We start from the raw sequence: 21,833 nt of genomic DNA on the forward strand, positions 1-21,833 counted from the left end.
TTAAAAAGATTACCCTTGAGCAATTTCATCCATCCGCAGGAGCATATACATAATCTTTTTCTTAAGATATAAAATGTATTATGCACACCCATGAAAAAAAGACCATTTTACTGGTCGAAGATGAAGCCATAATTTCCCTTTCAACTTCTAAAATATTGAAAAATAACGGTTATGAAGTTTTTGTATCACACAAAGGTGAAAAAGCTGTCAGTAAAATTAAGGAAGAGCCATCTATAGACCTTGTGTTAATGGATATAAACCTGGGCAACGGTATTGACGGAGTTGAAGCAGCCAGCAAAATTCTGAAAATAAAAAATCTGCCTATTATTTTCCTTACATCACATTCAGAAAAACAAATAGTAGATAAAGTAAAATCGATAACAAGCTATGGGTATGTAATAAAAAGCTCTGGTGAGTTTGTATTGCTTGAATCAATTTCCATGGCTTTAAAATTATTTGAAGTTAACAACAGCCTGCTGGATGATATTAAGAAAAGAGAACAAACTGAACTTAAGCTGAAGCACAGCGAAAAAAGGCTTTCTACTGTATTTCATTCCAGCCCGGCAGGAATTTGTATCAACAATATTACTGATGGATTGTTTGTTGATGTAAATGAGGCATTCTGTATTATGACAGGGTACTCAAAGGATGAATTGCTTGGCAACGACCCTATAGTACTAAACCTGTGGTATAATAACGAAGATTCGCGTTTTACTGAAGAATTGATCATAAAAAAAGGAAAAATTTCCAATGTTGAAGTAAGGTTCAGAAAAAAGAACGGTTCAACAGGACATGCAATGATATCCTGTGAAGTAATTGAGCTTGATTCTTTAACCTGTATTTTAACACTGGTAAATGATATTTCTGAAATTAAAAATTATTCTCTTGCGCTGACTGCGAGCCAAACAAAATTTAAAAGTTTTTTTGATAATGTAGAAAGTATCGTTTGGATCAAAGACCTGGAAGGCAGATTTATAGATATTAATTTATATACTGAAAAAGTACTTAAATTAAAAAGAGCAGAAGTAATAGGCAAAACAGTTATTGAGCTGTTCCCCCAATACAATGCTGATCTTTATACAGAAAACGATAAGCTGGTAATTGATACCGGCAAACTGCAGGTATTTGAAGAGAATGCTAAAATCAATAACCGGGATCATATATTCATTTCAGCCAAATTTCCGTTATATGACTCCGAAGGTAATTTCAGCTCTATCGGGGCAATCTGTACAGATATAACAAATATCAAAAATATAGAAAATGAAAAAGATGCTTTTTTTAAAGCAATTCCTGATCTTATGTTCAAATTGAATAAAGAGGGGGTTCTGCTTGATTACAAGTGTGCCGATAGTTCGGAGCTTTATATTTCACCGGAAGGTTTTCTCGGGAGAAATCTCCGAGATGTAATGCCGGAGAATATATCAAACAAGGCAATTTCATTAATAAAAAAAGCGGCTAGCGATAACACAATTGAAACTTTTGAATTTTCACTGGAAATTAACGGAAAAATAAAAACATATGAAGACAGGTTAGTGCCGGTAAATAATGATACTATACTTTCTATCGTAAGGGATATCACAGAAAAGAAACAGACAGAGTATGACTTAAGGCACAGGGAAGCAATACTTTCAGTCATTACAGATTTTGCAGAAAGAATCCTGATAGGCGGAACAAATGAAAGCAATATGAATCTTGTACTTGCAGAGCTTGGAAAAATTTTCAGCTTAAGCAGAACATATATTTTCAGAAAAGAAAAAGAAACCGAAAGCAGTATTTGTTTTAAACAGATCTATGAATGGTGTGATTCTGGTATTTTCAGCTCTTCATCAGTTCTTGATACTGATAATTTTGAAATTGATAAAACTTCTGATTTTTACAAAAAGCTTCACCGGTTCAATAAAGAAGGATATTTAACGGGCTACCTTGAGGAGATGGAAAGTGATTTTGAAAAATATATAATGAATGTTCAGGACCTGCGTTCTTATCTTTTCATAGCGATATTTGTTAAAGGTAAATTATGGGGCATGATAGGTTTTGATGAATGCAGGTATGACAGGAAGTGGCAGGAGTTTGAAGTCCAGACCCTGCAAACCGCCGGTAAGATAATTGGAGGGGCTTTGAATAAGGAGCTTACAGAAATTGAGCTTGCAAACAGCAGGGAATTGTATTACAAATTAATAGATTCAGCGCCGGATTCGGTTTCTGTAACTGATCTCAATGGCACTCTGATTTTTTCTTCAAAAAAAGCTATGGAGCTATTCGGTTATTCTGCCCAGGAAAGTACTGACGGAATGAGTGTCTTTGGCTTTGTTTCCGAAAATTACAGAAACATGGCTATGCAAAAATTCGGAAATATTATTAACACAGGAAAACCTGATTCAGAGACATTTAAATTAAGAAAAAAAGACGGAAGTGAATTTACAGCAGAATTGACTGCAAGCAGATATGATGATGCCGGCGGAAATCCCAAAGGCCTGATAATAATTACACGCGATATTACCGAAAAGCTAAAAACGCAGCAGCAAATGGCGGAAGACCTGGTGAGGAGAAAGCTGCTTATAGATGAATCAGGCGACGGAATTGTTGTGCTTGATGAAAATGGAAAAGTTTTTGAATCAAATAAGAAATTCGCAGAAATGCTTGGTTTCAGTCATAATGAAATTATGTCGAAATTTGTTTGGGACTGGGATAAGAATTTTACGACAGATGAAATAAAAAATATGATTCAAAATGTCAATGAATCAGGTGAGCATTTCGAAACCATTCATACCAGAAAAGACGGCAGCTTAATAAACGTAGAGCTTAGCAATAACGGTGCGGTTGTTAACGGAAAAAAATTGGTATTTTGTGTATGCAGGGATATAACCAGGAGAAAAGCTATTCAGCAAAAAATTATAGAAAATGAAATAAAGTTTTCGAAAATTTTTAATAATTCGCCTATAGGCATCAGTATTATCAGGGTAAAGGATATGAAATACGCTGATGTGAATGAAGCCTTAATAATGCTTTCAGGTTTCAGCAGGGAAGAATTTATAGGTAAAACTCCTTTTGAACTGAACTTATATAATGAAACGATAAATGAGGCTATTCTTGCTGCAATGAAAAATGATAAGCTGAGAGGTGCGGAATTCGAACTGAGACGAAAGAATGGTTCTCCGCTGAATGTTATAATGCTGCGGGAAATAATTGAGCTGGATAGTGAAGAATATTACATTACAATTATTAACGATATCACAGAGATTAAGAAAATCGAAAAGAAAGTGAGAGAAAGTGAGGAAAAATTCAGCAAAATTTTCCATTCCAGCCCTGTAGGTATAGCAATTACCAAAGCATCTACAGGGGAGTTTATTGATGTAAATAAAGCGCTGCTTGATATCACGCAATTAAAATATGAAGATATTATTGGCAAGTCAACTCTTGATTTTAAATTATTTACAGCAGGACAAAGGGAAGAATTGGTAAGTACTATATTAAGAAATGATAAAAAAACTTATACTGAAATAGATTATACAGGACAGGACGGTACAAAATATAACGCAGCGTTTTTTATGGATAAATTTGAGCTCGATGGCGAGCTTTATATACTAACTTCGGTATTTGATATAACTGAAAAAATAACCCAGGAAATTGCAATTAAAAAATCCCTGAAAGATAAAGAGATTCTTTTAAAAGAGCTTCAGCACAGGGTAAAAAATAATTTAACGGTTATTTCCAGCCTGTTAAATCTGGAATTAGGAAATCTTAAGGATTCTCATACCCGCAATATATTCCAGAACTCAATATCACGGATCAATTCTCTTTCAGCAATTTATGAGCAGCTTTACGCTACAGACGATATAAGCAGGATCGATCTTAATATTTACCTTTCCAGGCTGATCGAATCACTTGATAAAACGTATAAAATAAACGAGAATGTTATTCTGGTAACCAGCTTCGAAACGGGTACTTCAATTGATCTGAAAAGAGCGGTGCTTATTGGGTTAATTTTTAATGAACTTCTTACGAATTCCCTTAAATATGCTTTCCCGTTTAATAAAAAGGGAACAATAAACTCCGGGTACTGTATTAATAACGGGTTAGTGAATTTATATGTTAAAGATAACGGGGCGGGTTTACCGGAAAATTTTGATGTGAATAAAACTGAAAGCTTAGGTCTTAAGCTAGTAAAAATGCTGACTGAACAAATTGACGGTACCTTTAAAATTGAAAGAAATAACGGAACTTACGTAGAAATTGAGTTTAAGATATAAGTTATTTAATATAGAGCATTTTCAGTGATTTTGTAAATTGCCCGGAGCGGAACCTGCAGAAATATATACCTGAACTATATGCTGCAAAATTAATTCTTATTGAATAACTTCCAGCTTCCAGAACACTTTTTACAGGAATGATTATAATCTGGCCCACTGAATTGAATATTTCTATTACAGTATATCCTTTAACCGGAATACTGAATGTAAGCTGTGTTTACAGGCTAATAAAACATACAGAGAGCAATGATGCTTATATGACCAAATTGTTTTGTAAGAGTTGATTTCAATTGAAATAACAGAAGATCGAAACTGGATTTGAAAGAAAATTACGTAAATAATGAGGGAAATAAAATAATACCAAGTGGAATTAATAAATTATTAATATTGTTTTAAATGTAAAAATAACCACGATTTATTAAATTTAACTTTGTAAAAATGAAAAATATACTTGTACCGTTTGATTTTTCAAAAACCGCAGAATATGCATTAAATTTGGCAGTATCATTAGCCGAAAAACAAAATACAAATATTAACCTTTTATACATTGTAATAGATCCGTTTACAATTAAATCTTCAGGTTTAAAGTCACAAGATTACCGCAGCTTAAATATTCGGAAATTTCTGGATGCGATAAAAAAGGAATCATTTTCAAATTTGAAAAAAGTAATTGAAAAATTAAATAATAAAAGGGTTAAAATTACACCTTATATTTTTGTAGATTCCAATGTTTATAAAGGAATTTTAAACTTTATTGATACTAAAAAGACTGGGCTGATAGTGATGGGTACTCATGGAGTTTCTGATTTGAAGAAAAGATACCTTGGAACAAACTCTGAGCGTATATTTAGATTGACCCAAAAGCCAGTTTTGATTGTTAGGGAAGAGGTTAAACAGTATAATTTCAGAAAAATTGTATTCGCGACCGATCTTGAGCATAAAGCTCGGAAGGTTATTAATCAAGCCTGGGAACAGTTAAAACATTTTAACGCTAAAATTGACATCCTCAGAATTAATACCCCGCAAGATTCTATCAGAAGTACTTATGCAATAGGACAGATGCGTAATTTATCAAAAAAGTACAATGCAGAATTTGATTTTATTATTAAAGATTCAATAACTCCGGAAGCTGGAATTAGTGAATATTGCAGAAAATCAAAAGCTGATCTTCTCGTGATTGGAGTTCACAGGAAAAAAGGGTTTAAAAGGCTGTTTACTGACAGGATCTCAGAATCAATTACAAGAACTTCGAATATACCCGTTTTAACAGTGGATATTTGATCTGTAATCGAATCTGAATACCTGGAAAAAATAAAAACCCCGCTAAAAAGCGGGGTTTTTACTACCTTAAAACAGCTTATTCTTATTTAATAAGAACCATTTTTTTGCTGTCGGTAAATTCACCTGTTGTTATTTTGTAAATATATACACCGCTTGAAAGTGATGAAGCATCAAACGGAACAACGTGTGTACCTGCGTTTGTAAATGAATTTACAAGTGATGCAACTTCTTTACCCAGCACATCATATACCTTTAATGTTACTACGCCTGATTTCGGCAGAGCGAAAGTTATATTTGTTGTCGGGTTGAACGGGTTCGGATAGTTCTGTTCAAGCATATATACAGAAGGAATCTGTGTTGAAGGTTCATTGACTGCAACCGGAACGCCTGTCATTTTTGCGATTGTTCCTGATGCACCGCATGACCAGCCTGTCATACAGCCGCTTCCATCTGTAACTAATGAAATATCATTCTGAGTACCGGTATGAGTATGAACCTGGGTCCATGTTGTACCGTTATCTGTGCTTCTGAATATGCCTGTTCCGCGGGTATACCAGAAATCATTTCCTGAACCCTGTATGCCTGATATATTTCCGGTTCCGGATGCGGGCAGTAATGCATATGAAGTGCCGCCATCGGTTGATTTAACCATTGTAGCGCCGCCTCCAAGTCCTGTTGTTGTATTGTTAAACCTTATACCAAGAACCTGTCCTGCCAGGCCTGTGGTAGCAACACTTGTCCAGTTTAAACCTGAATTTGTCGATTTCCATATTGTTCCCTGGCCTGAACCAAACCACATGTTAGGCAGTGATACCTGTACACAGTTGTTTCTGCCGTCACCGGTGCCTGCGATAGTTGCAAGTGAAGTCCAGTTATTGCCGCCATCGGTAGTTTGAAGCAGCAGCCAGTTTCCTGCTAATGGGTCTCCGAACGCATACCCGTTTGTTGCTGAAACCATTTTGATAGCGTTTATGAATCCACCGGCTACAGTATAAACCTGTGTCCAGTTGGTTCCCCCATTGGTAGTTTTATAAATAAATGTAGCGCCGGGTGAAGTGGTTACCCATGCTGTGTTAGCATCAAGTGCTTCTACATTGTAAATATCGCCGGTTATAACTCCGGGGTTCGGGTTACCATTTGTCCATGTAGTTCCCCCATCAGTTGTTCTGCGAACAGTACCAGCTGCGCCAACAGCCCAGCCTATCAAATTGCTTACAGTTTTTACAGAATATAATAATGATGTAGTTCCTGATGTTTGGTTTGCCCAGGTGTAGCTGCATGTTACTGAAGCAGGGGCAACATTAATACCCATATGCGGTGTAGTTCCGCTCTGCTGTCCCCATACAAACGGGCAGGCTGATGTAGTTAATGAGGTATTTCTTCTGAATCCTGTTAATGTTGTTGTACCTGTACTGAAACCGGTAGCGCCGGCTGCTGAGCACTGCTGAATATCAACTATTAAACTTTGTGAATTATCATAAGGAAATGGTGTATCCAGTGTTATAGTCATCCATTCGTTTGCATTGCCTCCAAGCTGAACAGATGCTCTTGTGTACACAGTTGTCATAGCTCCTGCATACCACTGGCTGGCTGCAAAGGTAGTTAAGCCTGCAGCCTGTCCCATTTTAATAACTACATTTGTATATGTATAAGGTCCAAGTGTAGCAGCAAGTCTGAATGATACGCTTGTAATATTTCCGTTTGGTGCCGGAGTAGGCTGATTAAAATCGCCCGGTAAGAATAATACCTGAATTTGTTTTCCGCCGGCTATATTCCATGGAAATGAGTTTGTTGAGCCTGTTGTGTTGTAATTATAATATTGAGGCTGGGTAAATAAATTGGCGGTAAGAGCCAAAAGCAAAACAAAGAATGCAGCAGCATTCCTGAAGAAATGAGGACATCTTGTTTTCATAGCTTATTTTATTTTTAGTTTAGGGATATAACCCCTGAAATTAGAAATTATGAATCTGAATTTCCTAAAAAAAATGGATATTGATGGATGAAAGCAACTACTCTTAAAGGGTAAAACCCAAATATCATTGCTATGAATAAATGTGTTTTATACTATTAACTTGGTAAAAAAGGATTAAATAATCAAGGATTTAATCAGTAAAATGATTTTTATCGCTGAGAGTTAAAAAATGGAAAACCCCGCTTATAGCGGGGTTTTGTATAATTTTTGTATAAGAATCAGTTCATATTTTCAAGAACTTTGGCAGGGAACCAGCCATTTTGAAGTGATGTAACAAATATTTTTGATGAAACTATTTTTACCGGAACCATTGGCACAAATGTCTGGTACCACGGCATCTTTTCAACGAGCATTGCTCTTACGTTTGCTTCCTCTTCCTCCGGCAGAATTTCAACTACAGCTTTACCCTGAAGGAAATCTTTTGTAGCATCATTTTGTGAAATTGAATATGCAACATTCTTATTCTGCGCAATATTGGCAAAGCTTTTACCGCCTTTTTCTACCAGCAGGTAGATATCCAGCCCTTTGCTTACATAGTAAGCGCCAAGTATCCATGGTGAGTAATCTGTGCCGGTTGTAGCCAGCATTATTGCATTGTTGCCTTCAAGGATCTCTTGGATCTTTGCTTCTACTTCATTGTTAAGTGTTTCAACCATTGGTTTTGCTCCTATATATATTAATTTTTCAGATGGATAGAATGCAAATATATGGATTTTAAAAACTAACCTCAATTATTTAAATAGTAAATAACTGCAAAATTAATATATAAAGAAGAATTATTCCGATTATTTAACTAATATCATTTTACGGGTATCAGTATATTTTCCTGATATCAATTGATAAAAATAAATACCACTTGAAATCTCTTTTCCGTCAATCACTAAAGTATGAGACCCTTTACTCAAAAACCCAGAAAAACAATGTTTAATTAATGACCCTTTAATATCGTATATAATTATAGAAGTTACTGCAGGTTCAATAAGAGAGAATTTAACTGTAGTTTGCGGATTAAATGGATTAGGATAGTTCTGTTCTAATTTAAAACTCACTGGTTCATTTTCAGTTGAATTAATCCCAGTAGGATCAGGCGGGTAAATATATTTATATCCGCGATAGGTATTTACTCCCGGAGGATACGAAGCATCAAACACTACAGTTCCCCCGGGTGTAACTTCTGTTAGAGTATTATAGCTGCCTCCCCATGCAATTAAAGTATTTCCATTAGGCAGCCGCTGAACATTTCCACCCCAAGGAGCAATTGCCTGGGGATATCTTTGAAACTGCCAGACCAAATCAGCTGTCAGGTTCACTTCATTTATGTTATATTCAACTGCCCGGGCAAAATCAGGTGATCTGAATGTACCATTATCAAAAAAAGTAATATTGCCATTGCTTATTCTCCTGATATCATGCTGATGCCTGAACTGCATTGAGTCATTATAAATAGTGAACATATTGTTTTTACCGCCGAATCTCCACATGATATTTCCGGTGGAGCGGTTTATTTTAGTAATTTCATCAAGATGCCTGGAAGATATCAATATGTTATTATCGTTATCAATTTCAATTGCATTCCCGTGTACGTAATCAATTACAGAATCCAGCAGGTTTTCTCTTACAGCATCAGTTATCTGCATATGATCCCAGCTTCTCCACTGGAAAAGTACATTGTTCTGAAGGTCTACTTCCTGAATGATCAAGCCAATTACAGTCGCATTAGGATTACCTCCGCGAACAATTTGACTCATATCAACATGCTGCGGATCGTAAGCCATCAGGTAAGCATTGCCATTCGGCTGAATTTGGATATCGTGCATATCTGTTGTATACCCATTTCCACTGGTATACGTATGAACAAAATTATAATTACGGTCCATTTCAATAAATCGCGGAGGGTTACTTGCAAAATATGTTAAATTACCATTAGGATGCATTTTAAAATCATATGTAAAAACTGAATACTGCTGATACCAAAATGAACTTCCGTTATTATTAATAATTGAATTGTATGAGTAACCGGCTAAAGGTGCCAGAAAAAATTTGCCCGGGTAAGGATTATTGTTAACAGAAATTATCAATTCCGGCGGTGCTGCCTGCATAACCTGGGTATTTAAAATCATTCCTGTTTCCCTTTCCATAGTTTTTACAGGATCGCAAATAATTTTTTTATCAGCTATTTTAAAAGAATAACTGTAAGTTTCAGTCCCGGTCTTATTTCTTTTACTCAAATATGCAGTTAATTCAATGTTTACTTTTTCTCCGGGTAAAAATGGATTATTTGGCTTAAAAATTATTTTTTTGTTTGTTTCTGTAATTAAAATTGAGCCATTATAAATTCCGCCTATAGAGCCTTCTACTTTGATACATTTAAGTATTTCGTCAATATTTGTAACTAGTAAAGGATCTTTATAGCCAATTGAAATATTATTTTCAGGCTGAACCATAATACTTCCTTTTACAGGGTCAGTATAAATTATCTCGTTTGGAAACAACTTTACTGCAATAAGCAAATATAGTAGAATGAATTTCATATAGTATTTTTAAATTTTATTTTCACTTCAAATTAGTGAATTTATAATTTTTTTTACAAGGATTTTTAATTTATAAAAAGTAATTGATTTCATTAATCTAAGCTATTACAATAACATCGTTTTATCAGTTAGAGTGATGTAGGAATTTATGTACATTTATGTAAGAAAAATTTAATTTTTAAAACTAACTATTCAACATTTATCATGTTAATTCTTGATGAAAATCATATTATTACCTATAACCCTTATATTATATTTACCAAATTTTAAATTCCGAATATTTTTGATTTTTAAGGAGGGTATTATGAACAGGTTAAATCACCTGGATTATTACCGCCTGCCGTGGAATCTTTCTGATAATATCATTTCATGGCTGGAGCCGACCGCAAAATGCAATCTTGCCTGTCTTGGCTGTTACCGCAAAAATGAAGTGAACAGCCATAAAACTTTACATGAAATTAAGGAAGAGCTGAATGTTTTTAAACATTACAGGAAATCCGACAGTATTTCAATTGCAGGCGGTGAACCGCTGCTGCATCCGCAGATAGTTGATATAGTGAAGATGATTGCAGAGCTTGGCTATAAGCCAATAGTAAACACAAACGGGATAGCGTTAACCCCCGAGCTGCTGCATGAGCTGAAGCTTGCCGGAGTATATGGATTTACTTTTCATATAGATAGTAAACAAAACCGTCCCGGCTGGAAAAATGCTGATGAAGTTGAGCTCAACGAACTGCGTTATAAGTACGCAAAAATGCTTGCAGCCGAAGGCGGAATTTCATGTTCATTCAATTCAACAATTTACGAAGATACGCTTATTGATATTCCGGATATGCTTAAATGGGCGCATAAAAATATTGATATAGTTAATGTAATGGTATTTATCATTTACCGAGCAGTTGATAACAGGGATGTTGACTGGTATCTCGGGCCAAAGAAGATAGACATGAGCTCTCTGGTTTATAATGAAGATGTACCTGACAGAGTTGATATTATGGCTGATGAAGTTGTTGAGGTTATTCGTAAATCGTATCCTGATTTTGATCCATGCGCATATCTTAACGGTTCAGAAAAGGCTGATTCTTTTAAATGGCTGTTAAGCGGAAGGCTTGGAAATAAGAAAAGAATTTTCGGGTATATGGGCAGCAAGGCAATGGAAATTGTGCAGACAGCATATCACCTGATGTACGGGAAATATCTATCTTATACCCGTCCCCAAATGAACAAAAAGGGGAGATCGATGCTGCTAATGGGATTGTTCGATAAAAAACTGAGAAAAACATTTTTTAAATACATCAAAAATCCATTCAGAATATTCAGTAAGCTTTATTACCAGTCAATAATGATAATCCAGCCGGTGGATTTCCTGGAGGACGGCAGGCAAAGCATGTGTGACGGTTGTCCTGATATGACTGTTTGGAACGGTCAGCTGGTCTATTCATGCAGAATGGAAGAACAATTGAAGTACGGATATAATATCAGGACATATCCGAAAGATCTGGCCCGGAAACTTGAAGCCAGCACTGTAAAATAACTTTTTATATTATTTTTTCAAGAGCTGTGTAACCCCGTAATACAGCTTGTCGCCTTCTTCCTTTAAAGAGCGGGAAGTATTGGTTTCTTTTTCTGATCTATCCTGAATAAGCTTTTGTATGAATTCTATCCGCTTATTCATCCAGGCAGTTGCTCTTTTTCTAAGCTCAAGAACCGAAGGATCTTTTTCCTTGGCATTATAGCTTAAGGCATTAAGTCTTTCTGAAATTGACCTCATATCATCCAGATATTTCTTTTTGGAATCGTTTGAAGCTGAATATGCATTGGCATAAGCAGACTGGAAATTTTTTATCAGCGATCTTTGCTGCTGAGAGAATTTTTTTGTGATATCAATATCAGTTTCTGTTTCAACCTTAACTTTATCCTGTGTTTTTTCTTCTCCTTTGGACCCGGTCTCTTCTTCTCTGACTATCAACGTATCAGTTTTCGGGATTAGTGTGCTTAATTTCCGCTTGTTTATCTTATCGAGCATAAGCTGAGATTCATGGTAAAACTCATCATCGCCAGCGACCCTTACAAGCTGAACTTCAGCAGCGCTGAAGAGGCTGTCATTAAATGACTGCAATCCCTGTAAATATGCTATTTTTGACTGTGCAAGCCTGAAATCCCTTTCGCCGGCATCAATTTTCTGAAACTCAGAAATAGCTTCAACATATTTTTTTTCAGAAAGCAGCTCCATTCCTTTTTCATAATGCCCGGTTTTACTGCAGCCTGTAAAAAAAGAAATTGCTAATACTGAAAAAATAATTATTGATAGATCTTTATTTAGATTCATATCCTAATTTTAATTATTTAAAAATATTACCACTTACTAATTAACATTATAAAGGATTCAAAGGTTTTGACTAATAATTTAAAGATCACAAAAATAATTATCATTAACAATTATGATATTAATCGCAGGCATTTTTTGAACATTTTATTATGGATTGAATGAGCAAATGCTGAAAATTAATTTGCAATCGTTCACAAAATGATTTTTATATACTGATCCATATGATCATGTGAAAGTATGATTAAATGAGCTGCTTTATTTTCCCTTCAGAATATTTATTCATCCGTCAAATTACCACTATCCGCGAAATTTTATTTCCCGAAAGAATTCCGCGCTGTAATCTTATTATATATTTCACACCGGAACATTTTAATAATAAAAAATATAACAGACGTCACTTTTTTATTTTTTCTTTTCTAATAAACTCTATCTGAAAAATTAAACAACCAAAAAAATGGCAAAAAAACTGCAAACAATTACTGTTTTATTCAGTTTAATACTGCTTGTTGGTTTCGGGTTATATCAATCAAAAGAGCCTGAGCCGCAGAATACAAATGCAGTAAGCATACCTGCTTCAATGGAAGTACTTAAATACCAGGCACCTTCCAATCATGACAGGGTACCATCAGGATTAACACCGCCGTTATGGTCAGAAAGCTTTGACGGGACTACATTCCCGCCGACAGGCTGGCTGAACCTGCAGGAAAGCGGAACAGGATTGTGGACAAGAGCCACTACAAGCGCTCACCCGACCGGTTTTACCCCGCACAGCGGAGCCGGAATGGCAGAATTTGTAAGCTGGACTTATTCCACAGGCACCATTGCTACACTTGTTTCATCAGTATTCAGCTTAACCTCAGGTCAGGCAAAGCTTGGTTTCTGGATGCTTAGAGATGATGGCTACAATACGACTGCTGATAAAGTTGATTTTATGATCAATACTGCACCTAATTCCACAGGCGCAACTCTTCTGCTTTCAATTAACAGGGCAAGAGGACTTGCCCCGGTTGAAACGGGTCCGAACGGATGGTATTACTATGAATTTACCATTCCCGCATCATTTAATACAGCAACGAACTATATTATAATGAAAGCTACAAGCCAGTATGGCAATGATATGTATGTTGATGATGTAGCAGTTACACCGCTTCTGGCACATGATGTTGGTACAATTTCAGTTGATGTGAACACACCGCAGCTTCCGGGAACAATTGCACCCAAAGCAACAGTGAAGAACTTCGGTTCAAGTGCTGAGACATTTCCTGTAACAATGTCAATCACACCGGGTTCTTATACATCAACAATTAATGTTACATCACTGGCAGCCGGTACAACAAGCCAGGTAACATTTGCAAACTGGACACCTGCTGTAGGAACTTATTCTGTAAAAGTTATTACACAATCATCAGGTGATCTTGACAGGTCAAATGATACATTAATAAAATCTGTTACTATTACTGCCGCAACCTGGACTTCAGGAAATGTTATTACAGCAGGTTCATATTTAGGCAGCGGTGTTGGGTACAACAAACCAGGCAATGATACTGCATGGCTGTTTGCATTAGGCGGAAACGCTCCAAACACAACTGCTTTGTATAAGTATAATGTAAAAACAAATACGTGGAGCTCAGGTGCCCCGCTGCCGCTTGCAAGAGTGGTGTTAGGTACAGCAATTGTTAAAGATACATTATATGCAATTGCCGGCAGCAACGGAACAACCTACAGTAACACACTTTATAAGTACAATATTAACGCCAACACCTGGTCAACAGGCACAGTACTTCCGGTTGCAACACTAGGATGGTGCAAAGCTGCCGGTTACCAGGATAGCTTGATATACGTTGCAGCAGGTAACGATGGAACTAACCCGGTTGCTACAATACACGTTTATAATGCAATTTCAGGAACGTGGAGAACCGGAACACCTATGCCTGGTGCATGCTTTGGCGGAGGATTTGCTATAACAGGCAATACAATGGTTTATTCAGGCGGAATTCAGGGCGCAGTTCCGGGCTCGGTTACTTACGAAGGCGCTATCAGCCAGTCAGACAGAAGCACTATTACATGGACAACGGGTGCGGTGAATCCGATTGGTACAGTTTGGAAAACCGATATGGCACCGTGGTTCGCAAGTGAAGTCATAATGACAACCGGAACCACTTCAGCATCATCAACAACCTGGTGGATTCCTGATACACCGAATAAATGTTATTCATATAATCCTGCAACAAATACATGGAGCGTTAAACCCAATTTAACTACACCGGTACTTGGCGCATATTTAGGAAGTGTAAGTTCAGGTCAATATGGATATAAGTTAATAGTAGCATCAGGATACAATGGTACTGCCGCTGTTACAAATACACAGGTATATACTGAAGATTTCACACCTGTAAATAATGGTAATCCAAATGTTCCTGATAATTATTTACTCGGACAGAATTATCCGAACCCGTTCAACCCTGTTACAACAATTAATTATGACATAAAAACAAACGGGTTTGTTTCAATAAAGATATACACTATACTTGGCGAAGAAGTTGCAACAGTTGTTGACGCTTTTAAAACAGCAGGCAGCTATTCAGTCGATTTCAACGCATCAGCACTTTCAAGCGGTGTTTATATTTACAGGATAAATACCGGCAGCTTTACAGATGCAAAAAAGATGGTTCTCGTTAAATAGTTAATTACATCTTTTTTAATTCAATAGGGCAGCCAATTGAAAAATTGGCTGCCTTTTTTATTATTTTTCAAATTAACCCTGTTTTTATATATATACCTTAAATTATGATTTGTAAAATTTCTGAATTTTGCTTAAATTTGTAGATAATCAGATTTTGGAGCCGTAGTTCAGTTTGGTTAGAACGCCTGACTGTCACTCAGGAGGTCGCGAGTTCGAGTCTCGTCGGTTCCGCAAAACAATAAAAACCGTCAATTTTGGCGGTTTTTTTGCGTATATTATTTGTTGATTGATGCATTTAAATATTTAAAATTCAAATTTTTGATTTATGCAGTTTCTTATAATTAAACGACCCAGAGAAAATTTCATTGAAACAATGACAGAGGCGGAATCTGAAATAATGAGCAGACATTTTGAGTATCTTAAACAAAAATTAAAAGAAGGAAAGCTGGTTATGGCGGGTCCTGTTACAACGGGTGAATTTGGGTTATCTGTGGTTGAAACCGAAAGCGAAGAAGAAGCCCGTGATATCATGAATAACGATCCCGCAGTTATTGCCGGAATTATGAAACCTGAAATTTTCCCTTACAGGGTGAGCCTGCTAAGGGGAAGAGATGATTGATATTCACCACTGCTACTTTGCCATAGCCGAAATCCCTATCAGCTTTTCAAGAACTTTAATATCAATATCAGCAAGCTTGTTTATGTATAGACAGCCCGCACCGGTTTTATGCTTGCCAAGCTTCTTAAGCTCACCTGAATATTTTTTCATATCAATTATAAGATGAAGAGACAGATTAGCTTTTCTGGGTGAGAATCCCATTTTAAACCACTCAACTTCGCGGCCTGTTGCGGGACTCTTGTATATTTTCTTACCGAAACCTATCATTGATCTTCCCCATATCTTTGGCTTTTCCTTAGTAGCTTTTTTCATCAGCTTTAAAAGAACTAAACTGTCTTTTCGCTGCTCCTCACTTTTTAAAGAATTAATAAAATCCTCGACGCTTAACTCAGTTTGTTTGGTCTTTATTTCGGCGAGCTTTCCCATAATATTATTTTTTATTTATTTTTTAGTTTATATTTTTCGGGCATTCAAATGTTATTATCAATATTACTGATCTCTATCTTTACATTCTCATCGGTATAAAATAAATATAAATTTTCCCCTGAAAATTCATTTTTCAGAAACTTTATTGTGGAAAGCTCTTTATAAGGCAGGCTTATCTTTTGGAGAGATAAAGTATCTATCAAAAATCCGCCGCCTTCGGCGGGTATAAATACAAATTTGCCGTCCGGCGAATCCATTACATAATTATCCAGATTTTCGTTCAGCCTGTTCCAGCTTCCAAAGTATTTTTCTGTTACATCAACATTATTAACAAATAAATCTGCTACCCAAAGCATTCTGCCGTTATTAGGCTCATCTGTACCGGTAATAATAAGTTTTATATCGTGAAATTCAGAAGAATAAATCTTAAGCATTCTCAGCTGAATATAGAAGAATTCTTTTCGTTGCCGCGTTTAAAATTGCCTGTTACTTTTGCAAGGATCAATTGTGTTTGTTTGCCTTCTGAATTTTCAAGTCTTTTTAATAGTTTAAGCGCTTCAGCTCCTTTTAGGAGCATAACAGGCTTATTATTCCAGTATATCTGAACTTTGTTATCCTTTAGCTCTTTGTAATCAAAGGGCTCTTCATCAAGCATATTACGTTGATCTATTGGAGGCATATCAATATCTATAAATAATTTACATTTTATTGTTTTAAAAATTTTTTTTATTTCTTCTTTTTCTTTGGGTTATAATTCTTCTCATACATCTCTATCCAGTCTTTAACACTCATCTTTTTCATCAGTTCACCGATCAGCTTGTAGGGGATATCATCCAGCTTCTTGAATCGTACGCAGCTTTTGCCCATATCAAGTTTCTGTTTGCTGTGCTTGGGATACTCACTGACAAACCATTTTAACAATCTCGGGTCAGCGTAAACACCCATGTGGTAAAAATTAATAGAATCCTTTTGCGAAGCTATGCCCGCAAACGGAAGCGGCTCACTGGGTTTGCAGTGGTAACCTGCGGGGTAGATCTTATGCGGAACCACGTAACCAAGCCCGCCATAGCTGATTGCCGCTTCAAATCCTTTTGGCAGATTCTTAACAATTACATTATGCAGCTTATTAAAAGCTTCATGCCTTTCTTCAGGCACGTTAGCCAATATTTCCTTAACTGTTTTTCCCGGTGCTTTCATATTTAGATTTTTAGTTATATATATTCTTTGTTTCTTTTTCACCTTTGTTGGTCTTGTAAACATCTCCCCCTTACTAAGGGGGAGTGTCCGCCTCAGGCGGACGAGGGGGTCATATCAGCCGGCTCATAATATAGTATCACCCCGCCAAAATCAAACTGCTTTGTTTTTGTGAGCTTTAGGGTGATCTTATCCGTTATATTCTTAAACAGCGGCAAGCCGCTGCCTGCAATTACGGGGTGAATGCATAGCTGGTACTCATCAATTAAGCCTAGCTGTGTAAACTGCCATATTAAGCTTGGACTAGATACATAAATATCTTTACCCGGCTGCTGCTTAAGCTCATTTACTTCTTCGGCAAGTCCGCGGGCGGCAAGCCTTGCGCTTGCCCAGTCAACACTATTCAGCGTACGCGAAAAAACCAGCTTAGGGACCCTATCAATTGCCGCGGCAAAATCATCCATATGCTTTTCACCTGTGGGATTCTTTAATATATCCCTCCAGTACTCCATAAGCTGGTATGTAGTTCTGCCATAGAGTATAACTCCCGCTTCATCCAGCAAACGGGCATAGTGGTAATGTATCTCATCAGCCGGTATGCCAGAAGTATGGTCGCAATATCCGTCAAGTGTCATATTGAATGCGGCGATTACTTTTCTCATGATTGCTGTTTAATTTTTAGTCCTGTGTTTAATTGTATTAGTATCCGGCAATGAGGGCAAATATACTAATTAGGGTAATATTTTTGTAGTCATTAGGTTGAAAGTTTGGTCAACAAAAAAGCACCTGAATTTTCATCCAGGTGCTTTTTTTCACTTACTCAATTATTATATCTTACTTCACATCAAATCTGTCATTATTCATTACCTTTGCCCATGCTGCGGCAAAGTCATTAACGAATTTTTCCTTTGCGTCATCGCTTGCGTAGACTTCAGCGAGAGCGCGAAGCTCGCTGTTTGAGCCGAAGATAAGATCAGCCCTTGTGGCTGTCCATTTCAGCTCGCCGGTTTTACGGTCCTTGCCTTCAAATATTTCGTTTGTTTCATCGGTAGCTTTCCATACCGTTGTCATATCAAGCAGGTTAGTAAAGAAATCATTGGTAAGCTGCTCAGCGCGTTTGGTAAACACACCGTGTTTGCTGCCATCCCAGTTTGTGCCCATAGCGCGCATACCGCCAACAAGCGCGGTCATTTCAGGGGCAGTTAAGTTCAGCAATTGAGCCTTATCTACCAGCAATTCTTCTGTTGAAACTGTGAACTTCGTCCTTAAGTAATTACGGAAGCCATCAGCAGCAGGCTCAAGGAATTTAAATGAATCAACATCAGTCTCTTCCTGTGAAGCGTCCATTCTGCCGGGGGTGAAATCAACCTTAACACTGTAGCCCGCATCTTTAGCTGCCTTTTCAACAGCAGCAGTTCCTGCAAGCACAATCATATCGGCAAGTGAAACCTTTTTGCCGCCTTTTTGCGAAGCGTTAAATTCTTTCTGCAATCCTTCAAGCACATCAAGCACTTTTTTAAGCTGAGCGGGATTGTTTACAGCCCAATCCTTCTGCGGTGCCAATCTGATACGCGCACCGTTGGCGCCGCCGCGCTTATCTGAGCCGCGGAAGGTTGATGCCGATGCCCATGCTGTAAGCACAAGCTGCGATACTGAAAGTCCTGAAGCTAATATTTTTGCCTTAAGCGCTGCAATATCATTTTCATCTATTAATACATGGTCACAAGCGGGGATAGGATCCTGCCAGATGAGAACTTCTTCCGGTACTTCGGGTCCTAAATAACGCGCGCGCGGACCCATATCGCGGTGAGTAAGCTTGAACCAAGCGCGTGCAAATGCATCTGCGAACTGATCCGGATTTTCCATAAAGCGGCGTGAGATCTTTTCATATTCAGGATCAAACCTTAATGCAAGATCGGTGGTAAGCATTCTGGGTTCCTGGCGTTTATCGGGGTCAAATGCATCGGGAACTGTGTTCGCACCCATTCCGCCTTTTGGCTTCCATTGGTTCGCACCGGCGGGACTCTTAGTTAGCTCCCACTCATACCCGAAGAGATTCCAGAAGAAATTATTGCTCCATTTTGTGGGAGTTGTTGTCCAAGTTACTTCAAGTCCGCTGGTAATAGTATCACATCCTATGCCTGTGTTAAAATCACATTTCCAGCCCAGTCCCTGCTCGGTGATATCGCCTGCTTCAGGCTCAACGCCAACATGAGTTGCCTCGCCTGCGCCGTGGGTTTTGCCAAATGTATGTCCGCCTGCAATAAGCGCAACGGTTTCTTCATCGTTCATGGCCATGCGCGCGAAAGTTTCGCGGATATCTTTTGCTGCAGCAACGGGGTCGGGGTTACCGTTGGGACCCTCAGGGTTAACATAGATCAAACCCATCTGTACAGCGGCTAAAGGATTTTCAAGATCGCGCTCGCCTGAATAGCGTTTATCGCCTTCAAGCCATTTGGCTTCACTGCCCCAGTAAACATCCTGGTCGGGTTCCCATACATCTTCTCTGCCGCCGGCAAAACCGAAGGTTTTGAATCCCATTGATTCCAGCGCAACGTTGCCTGTTAATATCATCAGGTCAGCCCATGAAATTTTCTGTCCGTATTTCTGTTTAACAGGCCAAAGCAGCCTGCGCGCTTTATCAAGATTGGCGTTATCAGGCCAGCTGTTAAGCGGTGCAAAACGCTGCTGTCCCTGCCCGGCTCCGCCGCGGCCATCACCCACGCGGTATGTGCCTGCTGAGTGCCATGCCATTCTGATAAACAGGGGACCGTAATGACCGAAATCTGCCGGCCACCAGTCCTGTGAATCTGTCATAAGCTTTTTCAGGTCCTCTTTTATTGCCTGGTAATCAAGGCTCTTAAAAGCTTCGGGGTAGTTGAAATCCTTACCCATTGGGTCAGAGAGCTCTGAGTGCTGGCGCAGAATATTCAGCTTTAGCTGGTTTGGCCACCAGTCGCTGTTTTTGGTTCCGCCGCCGGCGAAACCATGCCCTGCAACAGGGCATTTGCCGTTTCCATTATTGTTACTCATAATATAGAATAGATTATAGTTTAGAGATATTAGTTCTGAGAAAAATTGTACAAAACGGCAAACGTATGCCGTAAATTATACAGGCTAAAATGTTAGTGAAATATGATTAAAATTAATTGATTAAATAAAAATATTAAAGGTAAAAATTATAACGGGTTACCGGTGATTATTGTTTCAGATGAGGATATATAGGAAAATAAAAACCACTAATTACACAAATTACCCGAATTGGTACTAATTTTTGGCGGAGTCTTTTACTGGAGACTTTGCGATATCAGGGAATACTCTGTGAGGCGTTTTTTGCCGAAGCAGTCTTATAAAAACGTGTTTAATAACGATTCCCAAACCGGAGTTTGGGAATCAGAAGTAAATTAATTTACTTCAACCGAACAAGCTTACCTTTTCGTTTAACTATATTTTTGTAATCCCATTGAATATCGCGCGCTTTTTTCAGCCATCGTTTAAGATGAGTAACCTTAATTTCATCAGGGGATGTGTACCTGATCTCAGCAGCTTTAAATGAGCCTTCATTTTTTAATATGGGCTCTTCAAATGACTGGCCGCTCCAGAATAAAAGCCTGACGCTGTCTTTCAGCTTGTGGTAACCAACCACGGGATTTCCTCCTATGAACCAAACCGGATGTGCATGCCAGATTTTACTTTCCGTGTCTTTTAGATTTTTATCGATTTGAGCAGCGAGTAAATTACAGATCTTTTTATCTGTGGATTTTTGTAAGTTATTGTAAGCCTTAATATCTTTATTTATCATGGTATTTGCATTGATTTATCCGGCATTATCATATGCTTTTTTAAGCCATTCAAAAACTTCTTTATCAATATCCTTGATATCAGATATATTGATCTTATGGCTGCACATTGAGCTTGTGCTTTTAATTTCTTCAAGCTTTCCTTTTGCAGGCTGACCTTTAAGGTTTATTCCGACTTCAAATCTGGTTTTAGTGGCCGGTTGAAGAATTGCAAACTGTTTTTTACGCCGCAGGCTGACGTAGGCATTCTTAGGAGCAATTTCAATATCTTTCCCGAATTTATTTATCTGTTCCATCAGTTTTTCGTAAACCGGAATAAAATGCTCTTTGCCTTTGTATTGGGCATCGATAAGTGAATCCTTATTTTCGGCAGAGCCTGCATCTGATCCTTTTGATTTGTGAGCAATAAGATTAGCATAACCATGTGTCAACTTATGCTTCTCTTTTAGGAATTTGATCATTTCACCGTGTTTTTCAATTTTTTCTTTCTGGACTATTTTCACCCATTCATCCAGGGATCTGCCGGTATTCTTTTGCAGATTTTCTATCATTGTTAATGTTGCTTTATCTACATCCATAGACTATTACTTAAATTGGTTAGTAATTCTGACAATTTACCAACTAATATTTATTAAATAAATATATTGATAATTCTTTATGAAAAATTTTAATAAATCTTTAAAAATATTTTAAATTTTGGGAACTATTACCATAGATATGTGTTACAACACATAACAATAAACTAATT

18 protein-coding genes and 1 tRNA gene are annotated in these 21,833 nt (G+C 37.5%); 6 read left to right on the forward strand and 13 right to left on the reverse strand.

Features of this window, described 5'->3' with window-relative positions:
* Nucleotides 1-80: 80 nt before the first annotated feature.
* Nucleotides 81-4,250 carry a PAS domain S-box protein gene (locus tag J0M37_08360; GenBank protein ID MBN8585095.1) on the forward strand — a complete coding sequence of 1,390 codons (4,170 nt, stop codon included), beginning with the start codon at nt 81-83 and terminating at the stop codon, nt 4,248-4,250.
* A gap of 1 nt (nt 4,251) precedes the next feature.
* On the opposite strand, the gene J0M37_08365 is transcribed toward J0M37_08360, so the two are convergent.
* Nucleotides 4,252-4,449 carry a T9SS type A sorting domain-containing protein gene (locus J0M37_08365; GenBank protein ID MBN8585096.1) on the reverse strand — a complete coding sequence of 66 codons (198 nt, stop codon included), beginning with the start codon at nt 4,447-4,449 and terminating at the stop codon, nt 4,252-4,254.
* A 239-nt stretch (nt 4,450-4,688) separates the two neighbouring features.
* Here J0M37_08365 and J0M37_08370 point away from each other — a divergent pair, with 239 nt between their 5' ends.
* Nucleotides 4,689-5,531 carry a universal stress protein gene (locus J0M37_08370; protein ID MBN8585097.1) on the forward strand — a complete coding sequence of 281 codons (843 nt, stop codon included), beginning with the start codon at nt 4,689-4,691 and terminating at the stop codon, nt 5,529-5,531.
* A gap of 82 nt (nt 5,532-5,613) precedes the next feature.
* On the opposite strand, the gene J0M37_08375 is transcribed toward J0M37_08370, so the two are convergent.
* From J0M37_08375 to J0M37_08385, 3 genes are all read right to left on the reverse strand, one after another.
* A complete protein-coding gene (locus J0M37_08375) occupies nt 5,614-7,443 on the reverse strand; it encodes a T9SS type A sorting domain-containing protein (GenBank protein ID MBN8585098.1) in 1,830 nt (609 codons plus the stop codon).
* Between the two features lie 278 nt (nt 7,444-7,721).
* Complete coding sequence (locus J0M37_08380; protein ID MBN8585099.1) at nt 7,722-8,159, reverse strand: pyridoxamine 5'-phosphate oxidase family protein; 438 nt, start codon at nt 8,157-8,159, stop codon at nt 7,722-7,724.
* A gap of 129 nt (nt 8,160-8,288) precedes the next feature.
* Nucleotides 8,289-10,034, reverse strand: a complete 1,746-nt coding sequence (locus J0M37_08385) for an aryl-sulfate sulfotransferase (protein MBN8585100.1) — start codon at nt 10,032-10,034, stop codon at nt 8,289-8,291.
* Between the two features lie 304 nt (nt 10,035-10,338).
* Here J0M37_08385 and J0M37_08390 point away from each other — a divergent pair, with 304 nt between their 5' ends.
* The gene (locus tag J0M37_08390) at nt 10,339-11,568 is read left to right on the forward strand and encodes a radical SAM protein (GenBank protein MBN8585101.1); all 1,230 of its coding nucleotides are present in this window, start codon (nt 10,339-10,341) and stop codon (nt 11,566-11,568) included.
* A gap of 9 nt (nt 11,569-11,577) precedes the next feature.
* Here J0M37_08390 and J0M37_08395 read toward each other — a convergent pair whose 3' ends face one another.
* Nucleotides 11,578-12,363, reverse strand: coding sequence for a hypothetical protein (locus tag J0M37_08395; GenBank protein MBN8585102.1), 786 nt, complete (start codon nt 12,361-12,363; stop codon nt 11,578-11,580).
* A gap of 454 nt (nt 12,364-12,817) precedes the next feature.
* On the opposite strand from J0M37_08395, the gene J0M37_08400 reads away from it, so the two are divergent.
* The 3 genes from J0M37_08400 to J0M37_08410 all read left to right on the forward strand — a co-directional run bounded on the left by J0M37_08400 (nt 12,818) and on the right by J0M37_08410 (nt 15,665).
* Nucleotides 12,818-15,046 (forward strand): T9SS type A sorting domain-containing protein, encoded by a 2,229-nt coding sequence (locus J0M37_08400; GenBank protein MBN8585103.1) that lies wholly within the window; start codon nt 12,818-12,820, stop codon nt 15,044-15,046.
* A gap of 156 nt (nt 15,047-15,202) precedes the next feature.
* Nucleotides 15,203-15,277, forward strand: a tRNA-Asp gene (locus tag J0M37_08405).
* A 94-nt stretch (nt 15,278-15,371) separates the two neighbouring features.
* Nucleotides 15,372-15,665, forward strand: coding sequence for a hypothetical protein (locus tag J0M37_08410; protein ID MBN8585104.1), 294 nt, complete (start codon nt 15,372-15,374; stop codon nt 15,663-15,665).
* Nucleotides 15,666-15,677: 12 nt separating this feature from the next.
* Here J0M37_08410 and J0M37_08415 read toward each other — a convergent pair whose 3' ends face one another.
* From J0M37_08415 to J0M37_08450, 8 genes are all read right to left on the reverse strand, one after another.
* Nucleotides 15,678-16,091, reverse strand: a complete 414-nt coding sequence (locus J0M37_08415) for a DUF1801 domain-containing protein (protein MBN8585105.1) — start codon at nt 16,089-16,091, stop codon at nt 15,678-15,680.
* 44 nt (nt 16,092-16,135) lie between these two features.
* Nucleotides 16,136-16,525 (reverse strand): hypothetical protein, encoded by a 390-nt coding sequence (locus J0M37_08420; protein ID MBN8585106.1) that lies wholly within the window; start codon nt 16,523-16,525, stop codon nt 16,136-16,138.
* Nucleotides 16,526-16,527: 2 nt separating this feature from the next.
* Nucleotides 16,528-16,770 (reverse strand): hypothetical protein, encoded by a 243-nt coding sequence (locus J0M37_08425; GenBank protein ID MBN8585107.1) that lies wholly within the window; start codon nt 16,768-16,770, stop codon nt 16,528-16,530.
* A 47-nt stretch (nt 16,771-16,817) separates the two neighbouring features.
* Nucleotides 16,818-17,288, reverse strand: a complete 471-nt coding sequence (locus tag J0M37_08430) for a DUF1801 domain-containing protein (protein MBN8585108.1) — start codon at nt 17,286-17,288, stop codon at nt 16,818-16,820.
* 92 nt (nt 17,289-17,380) lie between these two features.
* Nucleotides 17,381-17,947 (reverse strand): dihydrofolate reductase family protein, encoded by a 567-nt coding sequence (locus tag J0M37_08435; GenBank protein ID MBN8585109.1) that lies wholly within the window; start codon nt 17,945-17,947, stop codon nt 17,381-17,383.
* A 172-nt stretch (nt 17,948-18,119) separates the two neighbouring features.
* A complete protein-coding gene (gene katG, locus J0M37_08440; protein ID MBN8585110.1) occupies nt 18,120-20,318 on the reverse strand; it encodes a catalase/peroxidase HPI in 2,199 nt (732 codons plus the stop codon).
* Nucleotides 20,319-20,694: 376 nt separating this feature from the next.
* Nucleotides 20,695-21,084, reverse strand: a complete 390-nt coding sequence (locus J0M37_08445; protein ID MBN8585111.1) for a DUF1801 domain-containing protein — start codon at nt 21,082-21,084, stop codon at nt 20,695-20,697.
* Nucleotides 21,085-21,102: 18 nt separating this feature from the next.
* A complete protein-coding gene (locus J0M37_08450; protein ID MBN8585112.1) occupies nt 21,103-21,663 on the reverse strand; it encodes a DUF4287 domain-containing protein in 561 nt (186 codons plus the stop codon).
* Between the last annotated feature and the right edge of the window lie 170 nt (nt 21,664-21,833).

The organism is Ignavibacteria bacterium, from assembly GCA_017303675.1.
Taxonomy (GTDB): Bacteria; Bacteroidota; Ignavibacteria; order Tepidaquicellales; family OLB5; genus OLB5.

What these genes read in the sequence shown, in the direction of transcription:
- J0M37_08360 (MBN8585095.1), top strand. Translation starts at nt 81, where the DNA reads ATGCACACCCATGAAAAAAAGACCATTTTACTGGTCGAAGATGAAGCC.
- J0M37_08430 (MBN8585108.1), bottom strand. Translation starts at nt 17,288, where the DNA reads ATGAAAGCACCGGGAAAAACAGTTAAGGAAATATTGGCTAACGTGCCT.
- J0M37_08370 (MBN8585097.1), top strand. Translation starts at nt 4,689, where the DNA reads ATGAAAAATATACTTGTACCGTTTGATTTTTCAAAAACCGCAGAATAT.
- J0M37_08385 (MBN8585100.1), bottom strand. Translation starts at nt 10,034, where the DNA reads ATGAAATTCATTCTACTATATTTGCTTATTGCAGTAAAGTTGTTTCCA.
- katG (MBN8585110.1), bottom strand. Translation starts at nt 20,318, where the DNA reads ATGAGTAACAATAATGGAAACGGCAAATGCCCTGTTGCAGGGCATGGT.
- J0M37_08420 (MBN8585106.1), bottom strand. Translation starts at nt 16,525, where the DNA reads ATGCTTAAGATTTATTCTTCTGAATTTCACGATATAAAACTTATTATT.
- J0M37_08375 (MBN8585098.1), bottom strand. Translation starts at nt 7,443, where the DNA reads ATGAAAACAAGATGTCCTCATTTCTTCAGGAATGCTGCTGCATTCTTT.
- J0M37_08425 (MBN8585107.1), bottom strand. Translation starts at nt 16,770, where the DNA reads ATGCCTCCAATAGATCAACGTAATATGCTTGATGAAGAGCCCTTTGAT.
- J0M37_08380 (MBN8585099.1), bottom strand. Translation starts at nt 8,159, where the DNA reads ATGGTTGAAACACTTAACAATGAAGTAGAAGCAAAGATCCAAGAGATC.
- J0M37_08415 (MBN8585105.1), bottom strand. Translation starts at nt 16,091, where the DNA reads ATGGGAAAGCTCGCCGAAATAAAGACCAAACAAACTGAGTTAAGCGTC.
- J0M37_08390 (MBN8585101.1), top strand. Translation starts at nt 10,339, where the DNA reads ATGAACAGGTTAAATCACCTGGATTATTACCGCCTGCCGTGGAATCTT.
- J0M37_08400 (MBN8585103.1), top strand. Translation starts at nt 12,818, where the DNA reads ATGGCAAAAAAACTGCAAACAATTACTGTTTTATTCAGTTTAATACTG.
- J0M37_08410 (MBN8585104.1), top strand. Translation starts at nt 15,372, where the DNA reads ATGCAGTTTCTTATAATTAAACGACCCAGAGAAAATTTCATTGAAACA.
- J0M37_08435 (MBN8585109.1), bottom strand. Translation starts at nt 17,947, where the DNA reads ATGAGAAAAGTAATCGCCGCATTCAATATGACACTTGACGGATATTGC.
- J0M37_08450 (MBN8585112.1), bottom strand. Translation starts at nt 21,663, where the DNA reads ATGGATGTAGATAAAGCAACATTAACAATGATAGAAAATCTGCAAAAG.
- J0M37_08395 (MBN8585102.1), bottom strand. Translation starts at nt 12,363, where the DNA reads ATGAATCTAAATAAAGATCTATCAATAATTATTTTTTCAGTATTAGCA.